The 15,377-nt window shown below is 64.9% G+C and carries 12 protein-coding genes; 6 read left to right on the top strand and 6 right to left on the bottom strand.

What is annotated here, in order from left to right:
* Positions 1-55 precede the first annotated feature (55 nt).
* From U9J33_RS15025 to greB, 3 genes are read right to left on the bottom strand one after another with little or no spacing between them, the layout of a single operon-like run.
* Positions 56-568 (bottom strand): hypothetical protein, encoded by a 513-nt coding sequence (locus tag U9J33_RS15025; RefSeq protein ID WP_324696413.1) that lies wholly within the window; start codon positions 566-568, stop codon positions 56-58.
* A gap of 41 nt (positions 569-609) precedes the next feature.
* Positions 610-1,140 (bottom strand): TPM domain-containing protein, encoded by a 531-nt coding sequence (locus U9J33_RS15020; RefSeq protein WP_054435815.1) that lies wholly within the window; start codon positions 1,138-1,140, stop codon positions 610-612.
* A 48-nt stretch (positions 1,141-1,188) separates the two neighbouring features.
* Entirely contained in the window at positions 1,189-1,674 is a 486-nt protein-coding gene (greB, locus tag U9J33_RS15015; protein ID WP_132469613.1) for a transcription elongation factor GreB, read from the bottom strand.
* A gap of 125 nt (positions 1,675-1,799) precedes the next feature.
* Here greB and U9J33_RS15010 point away from each other — a divergent pair, with 125 nt between their 5' ends.
* On the top strand, positions 1,800-3,173 hold the full coding sequence (locus U9J33_RS15010) for a glycoside hydrolase family 27 protein (RefSeq protein WP_420719886.1): 1,374 nt from the start codon (positions 1,800-1,802) through the stop codon (positions 3,171-3,173).
* A gap of 203 nt (positions 3,174-3,376) precedes the next feature.
* Here U9J33_RS15010 and U9J33_RS15005 read toward each other — a convergent pair whose 3' ends face one another.
* Positions 3,377-5,353 (bottom strand): lytic transglycosylase domain-containing protein, encoded by a 1,977-nt coding sequence (locus tag U9J33_RS15005; protein ID WP_185996874.1) that lies wholly within the window; start codon positions 5,351-5,353, stop codon positions 3,377-3,379.
* A gap of 79 nt (positions 5,354-5,432) precedes the next feature.
* On the opposite strand from U9J33_RS15005, the gene dapA reads away from it, so the two are divergent.
* Entirely contained in the window at positions 5,433-6,314 is an 882-nt protein-coding gene (dapA, locus tag U9J33_RS15000) for a 4-hydroxy-tetrahydrodipicolinate synthase (protein ID WP_054435818.1), read from the top strand.
* 64 nt (positions 6,315-6,378) lie between these two features.
* On the opposite strand, the gene U9J33_RS14995 is transcribed toward dapA, so the two are convergent.
* Positions 6,379-8,256, bottom strand: coding sequence for a S9 family peptidase (locus U9J33_RS14995; protein ID WP_324696403.1), 1,878 nt, complete (start codon positions 8,254-8,256; stop codon positions 6,379-6,381).
* Between the two features lie 306 nt (positions 8,257-8,562).
* Between U9J33_RS14995 and smpB the strand changes: the two genes are divergently transcribed.
* From smpB to recA, 4 genes are all read left to right on the top strand, one after another.
* Positions 8,563-9,045 carry an SsrA-binding protein SmpB gene (smpB, locus tag U9J33_RS14990; RefSeq protein WP_054435819.1) on the top strand — a complete coding sequence of 161 codons (483 nt, stop codon included), beginning with the start codon at positions 8,563-8,565 and terminating at the stop codon, positions 9,043-9,045.
* Positions 9,042-9,659: a DUF2062 domain-containing protein gene (locus tag U9J33_RS14985; RefSeq protein ID WP_054435820.1), complete on the top strand. Its 618-nt coding sequence runs from the start codon at positions 9,042-9,044 to the stop codon at positions 9,657-9,659. The genes smpB and U9J33_RS14985 overlap by 4 nt, the downstream gene beginning before the upstream one ends.
* A complete protein-coding gene (locus tag U9J33_RS14980; RefSeq protein ID WP_185996876.1) occupies positions 9,656-12,106 on the top strand; it encodes an ATP-binding protein in 2,451 nt (816 codons plus the stop codon). Before U9J33_RS14985 ends, U9J33_RS14980 begins: the two co-directional genes overlap by 4 nt.
* 97 nt (positions 12,107-12,203) lie before the next feature.
* The gene (recA, locus tag U9J33_RS14975) at positions 12,204-13,277 is read left to right on the top strand and encodes a recombinase RecA (protein WP_054435821.1); all 1,074 of its coding nucleotides are present in this window, start codon (positions 12,204-12,206) and stop codon (positions 13,275-13,277) included.
* 87 nt (positions 13,278-13,364) lie between these two features.
* Here recA and U9J33_RS14970 read toward each other — a convergent pair whose 3' ends face one another.
* Positions 13,365-15,182 carry a DUF885 domain-containing protein gene (locus U9J33_RS14970; RefSeq protein WP_324696396.1) on the bottom strand — a complete coding sequence of 606 codons (1,818 nt, stop codon included), beginning with the start codon at positions 15,180-15,182 and terminating at the stop codon, positions 13,365-13,367.
* Positions 15,183-15,377: the final 195 nt, after the last annotated feature.

Below are 15,377 nucleotides of genomic sequence, written 5' to 3'. Positions count from 1 at the left end.
AGAGAGGGCGGGGGCGAAAGCTCCCGCCCTTTTTCGTTGCGGTGGCGGAGCCGGCCTATGGCAGTTTGGCGCAGCCGATCAGGGCGGCGTCCATCGCCGAGGCCGCACCCGAAAGAGGCCAGGCATTGACGAAGCGTTTGCCCTGCCGGTCGCGCGCGGTGACGGTCATGCGCGGGGCGGAGCGCATGGCCGCGACGATGGCGGCATTGTCCTGCTCGTCGCGTCCCCAGGCATCGCCTTCACCCGAAGCGAGGATGAAGCGCTGTCCGCCCAGCGAAAGGGTGACTTGCGTGCCTTGCGCGATCCGGCGCGACAGCCGGAAATGCACTTGCCCGCGCGCGCCGCGCCGGGGCCATGTGCCGATCGCCGCGAAAGGCTGGTATTCCCGCGCCGCCGTGCTGGGTTCGGCCATGGCGATGGCATAGCAACGCGGGATCACCGGGTCGCGAAATGCCCCCCAACTGGCGTAGATTCCCAGACTTTCGCGTGCGAGCGCCGGAACACCGGGCAGGGCCAGAGCGAGGCAGGCAGCGGCGGCGGCCAGGTGGTGGAAGCGGATGACAGGCATTGAGGGCGGCTCATGGCACGAAAGCGGCACGCCCGAAAGCCTCAGTGAAGACGGGCGATCAGCGCCGAAACGCCAGCCTCCAGGCCGCCGTCATAGTCGCCTCTGCGAAAATGCGGCACCATCTCCTGCTCCATGATTTCACTGCAAACCGTATCGGGAAGTTGCTCGGTCATGCCTTTGCCGATCTCGATCCTTGCGCCGCGTTCCCGAGGCGCGACCAGCACGATGATTCCATCGTTCACGCCCTTCCGGCCGATACCCCAGCGGTTGCCGAGTTCCCGGGTGTAATCGGAGATCGTCTTTTCACCTAGCGACGGTGTGGTCACGACCACGAGTTGATGACCGGTGGTGCGTTCGAGAGCTTCGGACAGGCGGGTCAGGCGTTCCTCGGCATCGGATGTCAATGCTCCGGCGGCATCGTTCACTCGCCCTTGCAGGGTCAGCGGCGCACCGGAGGGTTGCTCGGTCGATGCGGCAAAGGGCGCGCCCGTCGCATCGGCATCGCCTTTGCAGCCGAGGGTCATGAGCAGGGACGCACCCAGGAGGAGGCCAGCGAAGCCGCGAAATTTCATGAAGAAATTCTGATCGGGCCAGAGGCAGCCGTCAAGCTGCCGGCACGATCAGGCTTGCGGGTATTCGATTTCCATGACTTCCCATTCCTTCTCGCCGGAAGGCAGGCGCACCATCTTCAGGTCGCCCACGGCGGCGCCGCGCAGGGCGCGGGCGATCGGCGCGCTCCAGCCGATCCGGCCCTTGGCAGCGTCTTGCTCGTCGTCGCCGACGATGGTGAGGGTCTTGTGGTTGTCGTCCTCGTCGGCGATGGTAACCGTGGCGCCGAAGAACACTTTGCCGCGCTCGGTCTGGTCCGCCGGGTTCACCACCCGCAGCGCCTTCATGCGGCGGGCGAGGTAGCCCAGTTCTCGGTCGATCTCGCGCATGCGCTTGCGGCCGTAGAGATAGTCACCGTTTTCCGAGCGATCTCCATTGCCCGCCGCCCAGGACACGATCTCGACGATCTCCGGGCGTTCCTTGCCGAGCAGGTGGTCGTAGCGGGCACGCAGCGCGGCCATGCCTGAAGGCGAGATAGGAGGACCGGCAGGTTTCATGACGAGATCCTTATAAAGCATTGCCGGTCCGGCCAAGTCCCTGATCCGCTTCGTCACCGGCTTGCGCGAAGTCTATTAGTCCGACAAAAGAGCGGCGAATGACGTACCGGGAATTGAGGATCAAGATGGATATTTCACGCCGCACTGCCTTGCTCGCCGCCGCTTCCGCGCCGCTGGCCGGGCTCGCCGCGAAGGCCGGCGCCCAGAACGGCGCACCGCAGGCGATCCTCGAACCGGCGCCCGGCGCCGCGCTCGCCCCGCGCCCACCGATGGGCTGGAACAGCTGGAACAGCTTCGCCGGGACCATTACCGAGGCGCAGGCGCTCGAAACCGCAGCGATCATGCGCACCAAGTTGCTGCCCTTCGGTTACGACGTCTTCACCGTCGACATCCAGTGGTACGAGCCGGAGGCCAGGAGCTACACCTACAACGCCAACCCGGTCCCGGCGCTTGACGCTCACGGCCGGATGATCCCCGCACCGAACCGCTTCCCGTCGTCAAAAGGCGGCAAGGGCTTTGCGCCGCTGGCCGCCAAGGTCCACGCCATGGGCATGAAGTTTGGCATCCACGTCATGCGCGGCATCCCGCGCCACGCCGTGAAGCTCAACCTTCCGGTGCTCGGCACCAAGCTGCGCGCGCAGGATATCGCCGACACCTCCAGCGTGTGCTCGTGGAACCCCGACATGTACGGCGTCGACATGAGCAAGCCCGGCGCCCAGGAATACTACGACAGCATCTTCAAACTCTATGCCTCCTGGGGCGTCGATTTCGTCAAGATGGACGACATGAGCCGACCATACGATGCCCACGCGCCCGAGATCGAGGCCGCTGCCAAGGCCATCGCCCGCTGCGGCCGACCCATCGTGCTCAGCCTCTCCCCCGGCGAGACCCCGGTCCTGCGCGGTGCCCACGTTCGCCAGCACGCACAGATGTGGCGCATTTCCGACGATTTCTGGGACGAATGGGCACAGCTCCACGCCCAGTTCACCCGCCTCGAAAACTGGACGCCGTTCCGTGGTCCCGGCTCCTGGCCCGATGCCGACATGCTCCCCCTCGGCCGCCTCGCGCTGGGAGACCGCGACACCCGCTTCACCCCCGACGAACAGCGCACGCTGATGACGCTCTGGTCGATTGCCCGCTCGCCGCTCATCATGGGGGGCGACCTGCGCCACCTCGACGCGCCGACACTGGCGCTGCTGACCAACCGCGAGGTGCTGGCGGTGAACCAGTCAAGCACCGACAACGCGCCGCTGTTCCTCGATGACGGCACCAAGGTCTGGACCGCGCGCGCGGAGGGCGGGGCGGATCGCTACGTGGCGCTGTTCAACGTAGCGGACCAGCCGCGCGAGGTGGGCGTGGCGCTCTCGCTGCTTGGTCTCGGGCGGAGAGCTTCGGTGCGGGATTTGTGGGAGGGCAAGGACCTTGGCCAGGTCGAAGGGCGCTTTTCGGCGCGGCTTGCTTCGCATGGGGCGGGGCTGTTCAGGGTGAAGGGCATTTAAACAGAGGAAGTTCTGGGAGATGATCCCCCAGACCCTCAAAATGTCAGAGTCGCGCGCGGCTTGACGTTTTGCGCTCCCTGCGGCGCAGCCAATAAGTCTCCCGACGCGACCATGGGCGCGCAGCGGATAGGCTGGGTATGACCTAGACGGTATTGGGGGTGCAGGGAGGCTATGCTCCCCTGCTTCTCGAAGCTTTTAAAACTTCACCCCGGCGACCGCTTCCCGATGAGCTGCGTAAGCGGCGTATTCCCGCGATAGCCCGACTGGCTCGGATACATCGATTCGTAGACCACGGCGTTCTCCAGCACGCGCTGGATGTAGTTCTTGGTCTCGTAGATGGGGATCTGCTCCAGCCAGTCGATCCAGTCGACCGCGCCGGTGCGCGGGTCGCCGTTGGCCGCGAGCCACTTGTTCACATTGCCCGCGCCGGCGTTGTAGGCGCCGACTGCCAGCGGCAGCGAGCCGCCGAAGTAGTTGCGCATGCGGGTGAAGTAAGCATCGCCGAGGCGGATGTTGTAGCTGGCGTCGCTGACCAGCTGGTTCTGGTCGTAGGCCATGCCGAGCTTGCCCGCCTGTTCGCGCGCGGTGGCGGGCATCAGCTGCATCAGGCCGCGCGCGCCGGCGTGGCTGAGCGCGTTCTGGGCGAACTGGCTTTCCTGCCGGGTGAGGGCGTGGACCATGGCGAAATCCGCGCCCGGCGGTACCGGGATCAGCGGATAGGCGATCTGTCCGAAGTCCTGGTATCCGTCGGAATGGGCGCTCTGGCCGAGGATGACGGCGAGATCGCGGCGGCCGATCTGCTGCGCCAGTTCGGCCACGAGGACGTGGTCGGCCTGGCTTTGCGCCTGATCCGAAATCTCCCGGAAGAACTGGACGGTGGTGCGCCAGTCGCCGTCGCGGGCAACATCGCGCACCGCATTGGTCAGCGGCTTGGCGAAAAAGGCGGAGCGCTCGGCCGGGGTAGGTACGGCGCGGGGGCGGGTGTCGAGATTGGGCAGGGGACGGCTCAGGCGTTCCAGCGCGAGCTGGCCATAGAAGTAGTGCGGGTAGGCGGCCGCCATCTCGAAGTAGCGATTGGCGCCTGCCGTGTCCCCGGCGCGGGCCAGCGCGCGGCCGGCCCAGTAGAAGCCCTTGGAGCGGGTGCCGGGCGTCTGCGCGGCGGCGCCATAGCGATAGAACAGCGGAGCGGCGCGGCGGGCATCGCCCAATTGCCACAGCGCCTTGGTGCCGCCCAGCCAGACAAGCGTCGTGTAATCGTCGCGCAGGCGATAGGAGAGCTGGCTGATATCGGTGCCGGGCGGAAAGGCATCGTCGATCCCGCTGGCGATGCGCACGGCGGCATCGGCGCCAGCGCCCTTTGCGGCGGTCAACAGTTCGCGCACCCACTTTTCCGGTTCGGGAACGGGGGATGTCAGCGTTGGACGAGTGGACAGGAGCGAGATTTCGGCAGGTAGATTGCCGGTTTTCCGCGCCTGAACCGCACGGGCATAGATATATCCGGCGTCGGCATTCATCTGCGGCGTCAGCGCGAGGCCGAGCGATCCCGCCGGCGAGCCCTGAAGCATCGCCAGCCGTTCCATGAACAGGGCGCGGCGTTCGGCCGAGACGAAGGAGACCTGCCGTTCGGCCTGGGAGGTTTCGCTCTGCCAGAGCAGGCGGTCCATCCGCGCGTCGTGATCGGCGGCGGTCAGGGTTCCGCGATATGTGGCGAGAATCAGCGCTTCATCATTGGGTGACAACGTGCCGCCCCGCCATGCCGCGATGGCACGCACTTGCGCATCCGGGCGGCGCAGCGTGGTCAGTGCCGCGGCATAGCGACCGGCTGCCTGATTGGAGAGTGGGGGATAGCGGCTGAAGAACGAGACGACCGAATTGGCGTCGGGTGACTGGTTTATCAGCGCACGCTCTGCCGAAGCGCGAATCTTGTCGGCTTGCGGATAGCCGGGATAGGTCATCAGGAAGCTGGCATAGCTGCCGAAATCGAACTGATCGGACGCCACAAGCTGGCGCCAGCGGTCGATCGACTGGTGCACCACCATGTCGTGCGACTGCATCGCACGGGCCTTGGCGAGATCCCATTCACGACCGTCCTGCGCGGCTGCGGGGCTCCCGAAAACGATGCCAGACAAGGCGGTCGAAGCAAGCAGGACGAGGGGGGCGGCACGCTGCATGCTGGACATTTTGGGAAAAGGCTCCTTATCAGGCGCTGAACATCGGGTCCGTTGGCCCGATCATTGAACATCAGGTGAGGTAAAGTCCATGTTCTCGGGTTCCATTCCTGCGCTTGTTACACCGTTTCGCGACGGAGCGTTCGATGAGCAGGCTTTTCGGCGACTCGTGGACTGGCAGATCGAGTCGGGTTCTTCCGCGCTCGTTCCCTGTGGGACCACCGGCGAAAATTCGACGCTCTCGAACGCGGAGCATCACCGCGTCATCGAAGTCTGCATCGAACAGGCCGCGGGCCGGGTGCCGGTGATCGCGGGTTGCGGCAGCAACGACACGATGAATGCGCTGCTGCACATGAATTTTTCGAAGAAGTGCGGTGCTTCGGCCGCGCTGCTGGTGGCGCCCTACTACAACCGCCCGAGCCAGGACGGTCTGCTGGCCCACTTCAGCTACCTTGCCGAACACAGCGATCTGCCGATCGTGCTTTACAACGTTCCCGGCCGCACGGTCACTGACCTGCTGCCCGAAACGGTTTGCGAACTCGCGCGGCGCTATCCCGACCGGTTCATCGCCATCAAGGATGCCAGCGGCGACCTGTCGCGCGTGACCGATCACCGCATGGGGATCGGCAAGGGCTTCGTGCAGCTTTGCGGCGACGATGAGCTGGCCCTGCCGTTCAACGCGGCCGGCGGCGTGGGCTGCATCTCGGTGACGGCGAACGTCGCGCCGAAGCTCTGCGCGGAATTCCAGGCGGCCTGCGCGGCCAATGACCTCGAAGAGGCGCGCCGCCTTAACGACCTGCTCTATCCGCTGCACTATGCGATGTTCGAGGACAGCTCGCCCGGCCCCTGCAAGTATGCCCTGGCGCAGGTCCATGACTGGATCGAGAACGAACTGCGCCTGCCGCTGGTCCCTTGCAGCGAAAAGGCACGCACGGCGGTGGACGAAGCGCTGGTCCACGCCGGTCTGCTCTGAACAAAGGCATGATATCCCAGGTCCCCCGGATCGTCTCCGGGGGACCTGGGGTTTTCTGGACGGCTCAGTCCGCCGGGTTGTATTTCTGCACGAAGCGCATGGTTTCCAGCAGCATGCGTTTGCGCGTTTCCTCACGGGACAGCCAGTGGTCCTCACCCGGAAGCGTTACCAGTTCATAAGGCTTACCCGCGTCCTTGAGCGCTTCCGCCATGGCCTGGCTCTGGCGATAGGCGACCACGGTATCGTCCTTGCCGTGGATCAGCAGGACCGGCGCATCGGCCTTCGCGGCGAACCGGCGCGGTGAAACCTCGCCATAGCGCTTCGGATCGCCGAGCTGTTCGCGCAGCGCCTTGCCGAGCATCTTGGAATCGCCGCTCTCCCGCACATCGGTGCTGTACATCATCGGAAGGTCGGCGACGCCTGCAACGGCCACGGAACAGCGATAGAGCCCGTTCTGGAGCGTGACCCCCGCCAGGGCCGCATAGCCGCCATAGCTTGCGCCGACGATGCAGGCGCGCCTCGGATCGACCAGCCCGCGCTTTGCCAGTTCCGCGACGCCGTCCGAAATGTCGGTCTGCATCTTCCGGCCCCATTCGCCGTCGCCAGCATGGCGGAACGCGTCCGATCGCCCTGTCGAGCCCCGGAAATTGGGTTGGAATACCGCATATCCGCGTGAAGCGAATGCCTGAGCCCACCAATCGAATTCGGGCTTGTCGTGTGCGGCCGGGCCGCCATGGGGCAGCACGATCAACGGGAGGTTCTTGGCTTCGCGGCCGGGAGGCAAGGTCAGGACCCCGTCCATTTCCAGCCCGTCCTGCGCGGTATAATTGACCAGCGAGATCGGGCCGACCTGTTCGGGCGCGATCTTGGGGCGCTCATCGCCGATGGGGTCCGCGCGCCGATTGGGTACGTCCACGAGGAACCAGGTGCCGCTGTCCTTGTTGCCGGTGGTCCTTACGACCACCTTCGAAAAGTCCGGTGTCCAGTCTACCAAATGGGCTTCGCGGCCGGAGAACGCGCGGAATATCCGGGTCAGCGCACTCTGGTGGGCGGGATCGTCCATTACGGTCTTCCGGCTTTCCCCCGACATCCGGTAGCCGATCATGTTGCCGGTGCTGCGATCGACGAACAGCCGTTCTATGGCGATATCGTTCAGGATTTCCCTGGACTCGCCGCCGGCCAGCGGGACTTCGAACCAGCGGTCGTTACCGTCCTCGTCCTCGACCTGGTAGATCACGGTCGAGCCGCCCTTGCCGAAGGAGACGAGGCTGACGTCGCCGGTCGGGTCCACGCCGCGCGCCAGTTCCTGTCCCTTGGCCGGGGTGATTTTCCAGACGCCGGTGGATTCGGAGATGTCCAGGGTCACGGCAACGTTGCCGGCCGCATCGACCAGCCAGTCCCGATAGTGATTTTCGGCCGGTGCCGCGGCGGCAATCCGCGCCCGATTGGTCTGTATGTCCACTGCGTAGAGTGTGGCGCGGCCATGGCGGAAGCGGGTTTCCCCGCCATCGACGTCGAGCGCGAGGCCGCCGAAATAGCCTACGGTGCGGCCGGCGATGTTGCGGATGCCGTAGCGGCCTCGCGTGGTCTTCGCGATGGCCTGGTTCTTTGCGAAGACAAGGCCGGATTCGTTGCCCGGCTTCATGGGCAATATGATCGTGCCGCTGAGTTCGTATTTTGCGGCAGCGAAGCCGAAGAGCGAAACCGTGCTGCTGTTGGTCAGCAACACGGTATCACTGTCCGCCCATTCGATGGCGCGCACCTTGGTCTTGCCGGACGAACCGTTCAGCAGGGGCTTGCCGTCCTTCATGACAATGACGCGGCGATCGCCTTCGTCCTGCGCGACGGTGGCGATGGCCTGGCCGTCAGGTGAAATGGCAACGTCCTCGATTCGAGGTAGTTCTCCATAGGCATCGAGCGGCGGTGCTTCCGGCGCAGCCATGGCATGTGCTGGATCAAGAACAAGCAAGGCGGACGGCAGAACCGACCGGAGCAGCATTCTCACGTAAATATCCCCCATTTGTTCTTGGTTATTCCGAGGGAATTTCCCCTTTGCAAGGGTGATTTACTGGTCACTAGGCGTTAAATTGCATTCATCTAAGGCCAACTACTTAGGTTCGTTCAACCGGGCGGGCCGGGGAGCCGAACGCCTTACCGGGCGACGGATCGGATGTGGCACACATCATGACGAAAGAGCGCAAACGGGGCGTTTCCTTTTTGCGCGCGAATCCCTACATGCCGGGACATCATGGCACGTCCGCAACACAAGACATTCGACAAGCACAAGAGCGTCGCGGAAAACCGCAGGGCCCGCTTCGAGTACTACATCGAGGAAACCTTCGAGGCCGGCATCGCGCTGACCGGCACCGAGGTCAAATCGCTGCGGTTCGGCGAGGGTTCGATCGCGGAGTCCTACGCCGAGATCAAGAACGGCGAATGCTGGCTGGTGAACTCCAACGTTCCCGAATTCAGCCACGGCAACCGTTACAATCACGTGCCGAAGCGCCCCCGCAAGCTCTTGCTGCACGAGCGGGAAATCTCGCGTCTGCAAGGCTCGGTGGAGCGCAAGGGCATGACGCTCGTGCCGCTCTCGATCTATTTCAACGGACGGGGGCGCGCGAAAGTCGAACTGGCGCTCGCCAAGGGCAAGAACGCGGCCGACAAGCGCGACACGATCAAGGAACGCGACTGGAAGCGGGAGCAGGGCCGCCTCCTGCGCGAACACAAGTGAGCACGCTGCTGCACCGCCTGGGTGCCTGGCTGCATGGCCAGATGCCCACGCATGCGCAGCTTGAGGCGAATCGCTTCACGGCGCCCTTCACGCGCCGCCCCGAACTGTTCCGCTTTACCCGCCGGTCCGTGCCGCGCGGCGTGGCGGTGGGCATGTTCATCGGCATCTTCGCACTGATTCCGGGAGTCCAGATCGTGGGCGCAGCGCTGATGTGCGTGCCGTTCCGCGGGAATATTCCGCTGGCTGCCGCCGTCACCTTCATCAGCAATCCGGTGACGACCCTGCTTATCATTCTCCCCGTGGCGGTCGCGATCGGCAACAGCTTCGGGTACCACGCCGATATCGCGACGGTAGAGGCGATGGTGCGTGAAGGCGCGGGTCTGGCCGAGTGGCGCAACTGGCTTGTCTCCGACACCGCCCCGGCGGTGGTGATCGGCCTGTTCATCCAGTCGGTGGTGGCCGCGTTCGTCAGCTACTTTCTCACGATGTGGTTCTGGCGCTACTGGATCGGGCGCAAGCATCGGGCGCGCCGCCACCGCTCGTTGTTCCGCCATGGCGAGGGTTCGGCGCCCGAAAAGGCCGGCGACACGGAAGGTACGGAAGGAATCGCATGAACGCAGGCCGGCAGCGCATCGGCGGACTTTCCGACACGGCGGTCGTCGGGATCGCTCTGGTGGCGAGCGCGGCGCTGGTCTGGCTGGTGAGCGGAGACGGGTTGCTCGTCTCCGTCCTTGTAGCCGTGCTGATCGCCTTCTCCGCCCTCGCATGGCTGGTGGCCAACCGCCGCCCGCAAGCGGCAGAGACCGAATTCGCGCAGCCCGACTGGTCGGTTACGGTGGCAGCGATAGACCGTTCCGACACTGCGATCGTGGTGACGGACCGGGCCGGGCGCCTCGCCTGCGCCAATGGCAGCTTCGAGCTGTGGTTCGGTACCGCCAATCCCCCGCCCAGGCTGCCGGTGGACGATGCCGGCCTGGAGCGTCTCACCGATGCCGTGCGCGCGGCTTGGCGGGACGGGCACGCCCGTGCCGACGTGCGTTCGGAAGGCGATCACGCGGCCGACTGGCGCGTGGAAATCCAGCGCTCTGGCCGGGCCGACGACTTTCTGGTGTGGCGTATCCAGCCGGTCAGCTCGGTTGACCTCGTGGGGGAACTGGTCCGGCAGATAGACGGAAAGCTCGGCAAAGGGCTGGCCCGCGCCGGGATTTCGGCGGCGCTCGTCGATCCTGACGGCATGATCCGCGCAGCGAGCGCGGGCTTTGCCCAGCGCGCGACCGGAGACGTGCTGGCCGACATGACCGGCCTGGATTTCGTTTCGCTCATCAGCCAGGACGAGGGCGAACGGATCGGCTGGGCGCGCGATACGGGGCGCGGCGGGCCGCTGGTGCTCTATCACGTTCCCGTGGCCGATCCGGATTCGCCCGTCGAACCCGATCCCAACACCACCCCTTCGCTGATGCTGGTGATGGAGGCGGGACAGGGTATTGGCGCTGGCGGCGGCGGTGGAACTGCTGCGCCGCATCTCGAAGCCCTGCTCAGCCAGTTGCCGCTGGGCCTTGCCATGGCCGACCGGGACGGCCGGCTGCTTTTCGCAAACCCCGCCTTCATGCGCGCGGCCGGGCAGGAGGGGCAATCGCCCCCGACTTATCCTACCGACCTGGTCGTGCGGGATGACAAGCGGGCGCTGTCCGAGGCGATCCGGCGCTTTGCGCAAGGACCGGCCGCGGCCGGCGATATCGCAGTGCGGCTTTCCAGTCAGCCTGACGATCCGGTATCGCTCAGCCTGGCCGGCGTGCGCGGCCTCGGCGAGGCGGCCGTACTGCTCGGCCTTACGGATACTTCGGAGGAAACGCGGCTCAAGCGGCAGGTCGCTCAGGCCACCAAGATGCAGGCCGTTGGCCAGCTCGCAGGCGGCGTTGCGCACGATTTCAACAACGTGCTGACGGCGATCCTGGGCACCTGCGATCTCATGCTGATGCGCCATACGCCCGGCGATTCCGACTATGACGATATCCAGCAAATTCGCGCGAATTCCAATCGCGCGGCGTCGCTGACGCGGCAATTGCTCGCGTTCTCCCGCCAGCAGACGCTGCGGCCCGAAGTGCTCCAGCTTCCCGACGTGGTGGCGGACGTTTCCCAGATGCTGCGCCGCCTGATCGGCGAGAAAATCCAGCTGGTCGTCAGTCACGACCGCGACCTTGGGCCCGTGCGGGCCGACCCGACGCAGCTTGAGCAGGTGATCGTCAACCTTGCCGTCAACGCGCGCGATGCGATGCAGATGCGCAAGGGCAGCGATGGTTCGGGCACGCTGACGCTCGCCACGCGGCGCATCACCAATACCGATGTGCGTGCGATGCGCAGCGAGATCATCCCGGCGGGCGACTATACCGCGCTCATCGTCGAGGATACCGGCGGGGGTATTCCGCCCGAGCATCTCGGCAAGATCTTCGAGCCTTTCTTCACCACCAAGGAGCAGGGCAAGGGCACCGGCCTCGGGCTTTCGACGGTCTATGGCATCGTCAAGCAGTCAGGCGGCTTCATCTTCGCGGAGAGCGAAGTGGGCAGGGGGACGCGCTTCGTCGTCTATCTGCCGGTCCACCATGTTGCGCCGGGGGCGGCGGCTGCGCCCGCACCGGTAGAGGAAGTGGAGGCGGAACCCAGCCAGTGGGCGGGCGGCGGCACGATCCTGCTGGTGGAGGACGAGGATCCCGTGCGCATCGTTGCGGAGCGGGCGCTCACCCGGCAGGGCTACGAGGTGACGTGCGCGCGCGATGGCGAGGAGGGGCTTGAACTGGTGCAGGAAGGCGGCCGGTTCGACCTGGTGGTTTCCGATGTGGTGATGCCCTCGCTCGATGGTCCGGCCATGGCGCGGGAGATCCGCCGCATTGCGCCGGACCTGCCGGTGCTGTTCATGTCGGGCTATGCGGAGGAGCAGCTGCGCAAGGAAATCGGCATCGCCAATGCGTGGTTCATGCCGAAACCCTTCTCGGTTCAGCAGCTCTCTGAAAAAGTCGGGGATGTTCTCGCACGCACGGCAGGCGGCGTTAAAAATAGGAAATAAGCCGGTGTTCGCCTCTTGTTCCGTGAGAACAAAGGCGATACATAGCTTCCCGCGACGTTGACCTTTCCGGTCAGGCCGGTAGCAAAGGGGAAGTGACATGGCTGCTCAGCTCAAGCTGATCCAGGAAGGCAAGGAAAAGGACAACATGGACCGTCAGAAGGCGCTCGAAGCCGCGCTTGCGCAGATCGACAAGGCGTTCGGCAAGGGCTCCGCGATGAAGCTGGGTTCCAAGGAGGCGATGCAGGTCGAGGCGATCTCCACCGGCTCGCTGGGGCTCGACATCGCGCTGGGGGTCGGTGGTCTTCCGCGCGGCCGTGTGATCGAAGTCTACGGGCCGGAAAGCTCGGGCAAGACCACTCTCGCGCTCCATGTCATCGCCGAAGCGCAAAAGTCCGGCGGCACTGCCGCCTTCATCGACGCTGAGCACGCGCTTGACCCGGTCTACGCCAAGAAGCTGGGCGTCAACATCGATGAACTGATCGTCTCGCAGCCCGATACCGGCGAACAGGCGCTCGAAATCACCGATACGCTGGTGCGCTCGAACGCGATCGACGTTCTGGTGGTCGACTCGGTTGCCGCGCTTGTTCCCCGCGCGGAAATCGAAGGCGAGATGGGCGACAGCCACGTCGGTCTTCAGGCCCGCCTGATGAGCCAGTCGCTCCGCAAGCTGACCGGTTCGATCAGCCGCTCGCGCTGCATGGTGATCTTCATCAACCAGCTGCGCATGAAAATCGGCGTCATGTACGGCAACCCCGAGACGACCACGGGCGGCAACGCGCTCAAGTTCTACGCTTCGGTCCGCCTCGACATTCGCCGCACCGGCCAGATCAAGGACCGTGACGACATCGTCGGCAATGCCACCCGCGTGAAGGTCGTGAAGAACAAGGTCGCGCCGCCGTTCAAGCAGGTCGAATTCGACATCATGTACGGCGAGGGTATCTCGAAGATCGGCGAGATCCTCGATCTGGGCGTCAAGGCCGGCATCGTCGAGAAGTCCGGGGCATGGTTCAGCTATGATTCGATCCGCATCGGCCAGGGGCGTGAAAACGCCAAGACCTATCTCAAGGAAAACGTGGAGATCTGCGACCGTCTCGAAAAGGCGATCCGCGCCCGCACGGCCGGCCTTGCTGAAGAGATGATGGTCGGTCCCTCGGCGGAAGATGCCGAATAAGGCATCGGATTATTGGAAATAAGAAAAACCCCGGTCCAAGCGACCGGGGTTTTCTTTTTGCCCTGCTTTGCCTTGTGCCGGTCAGCGTCAGGCGTAACGGGCCTTGACCAGCTGTTCGAGCACGGCGAGCGGCAGTGCACCCTTGAGCAGCACCGAATGGAAGGCGCGAGGGTCCCACTTCGCACCGGCCTTCGCGCGGGCCTCGTCACGCAGCTTCACCCACATCGTGTGTCCGATCTTGTAGCTGCAGGCCTGCCCCGGCCAGACGGTGTAGCGATCGATCTCGCCCTGGCTGCGCCCACGGGCGATGCCGGTGGTCGCTATCAGATAGTCGGTCGCCTTCTCGCGGCTCCAGCGCTTGGCGTGCATCCCGGAGTCCACTACGAGACGGGTGGCACGGAAAAGCAGTGACTGGAGGTAGCCGACCTGGCCAAGCGGATCGCCTTCATACATCCCCATTTCGTCCGCCAGTTGCTCGGAATAGAGCGCCCAGCCTTCGCTGTAGCCGCTGAAGCCACCACGCCGACGGATCATCGGAATGTCCTGCGATTCCAGCGCCAGCATGACCTGGAGGTGATGGCCGGGGACCGCCTCATGATGCGTAAGCGTGGCGAGGCCGAACTTCGGCCGGTCGAAAGTATCGCGCAGGTTTATGTAGTAGATCGCAGGGCGTGAGCCATCGAGCGAGGCGTTCTGATAGTAACCGCCCGGCGCGCCGGCCTGGATGGCAGGCGGCACGCGGCGGACTTCGACGGGCGCCTTGGGGAGCGTGGCGAATTGTTCCGAAAGCCGGGCCTGCATCTTGACGATCTGCGCGTTGAGTTCGCCGAGCAGCGAAGCGCGGCCCTCGTCGGTGTTGGGATAGAGCTGGTCCGGCCTCTGGTTGAGCGCAACGAGGCGCTCCCCCACGGTGCCCTGGCTCATTCCCTGCTTTTTGAGGATCGCATCGATCCGGCCGCCGATCTCGGCCACCTGATCAAGGCCGAGGCGATGAATTTCCTCGCCGCTCATGCGAACCGTGGTCGCGGCCTCTGCCGCGGCGGTATAGTAGGCCTCGCCATCGGGCAGCCGCCAGCAACCGGCATCATGAACGGCTTTTGCGCGCAGTTCGTTCACCAATGCGCGCTGCCGGTCGAGCGCCGGGAACACTTTATCCTCGACGATCCGGGTGGCTTGCACCGCACGTTCCGGCGGCAGGTTCGCCTTGGCGAGTTTGGCCGCGAACCCCGTCACGAGCCCGGTCTCTCCGGCAGACTTGTCCCGAAGGGCGGCGAACTGCCTGAGCGTGGTGTCGAGAATATAGTCGGGGGCATAGACGCCCCGCGCAGCATCCTCGCGCTGTCTCTCGCTTTCCTGATCCAGAACGGTTGCGAATGCGCCGAGCCGTGCCAGATAGGCATCCGCGTCTTCGGCGCTGTTCACACGGTGCTGGGTGTCGAGAAAGTCAGGCACATCCTGATAGGCGCCTGTGAGCTGACTGATCAGATAAGGTGTGAAGCGGCCGCCGCTGGAACCGTAAGTGAAGCTTTGCTGCCCGGCGATGCTCCGTTCGAGCTGATAGGTGACGACATCGTAATCGAGCTTGGCATCAGCGCCGAGCCCGCTGCTGCCGATCGCCTTCACCGCTCCGAGTTCGGCGCGGGACCGGGCAAGTTCGCGTGCACTGTCTGCCGTCGAACGGCCCGAAAGCCGGGACTTGAGGGCGGCATTCGCGCCGCTGTCGAGCCCGAGCCGCGTGGCGCCTTCCGGGTTTTCTGCCAGGCGGTCTGCGAAAATCCGGTCCAGCAGGGCTCTGAGAGCAGCGTCGCCATTGCGCGATCCGTTGCTGGCGGCGGCCAGCCCGGCCGGCATGCCTGCGACCAGCGCTGCAACGCTGGCCTGGCCCAGAAACGAGCGACGATCCATGAAATTCCCCTTTGAAATCTGTTTTGAGAGCCGGATCGCGCGAACCTAAGCGGGGCAGCGAGGGCAATGCAATGGCATGGGCGCTCGCTGGATGAACTATGCCCCAAGGTCGTTTCCTGTGGCCGTCAGCGCACACCGCTGCCGATTATCGCAAATCTCGACCAGTCTGACCGCAGCAACCGGCTTGCCGCCGCC

Origin of the sequence: Novosphingobium sp. RL4, assembly GCF_035658495.1 — a bacterium.
Lineage (GTDB): Bacteria > Pseudomonadota > Alphaproteobacteria > Sphingomonadales > Sphingomonadaceae > Novosphingobium.
This window is presented reverse-complemented; position numbering and strand designations above follow the sequence as displayed.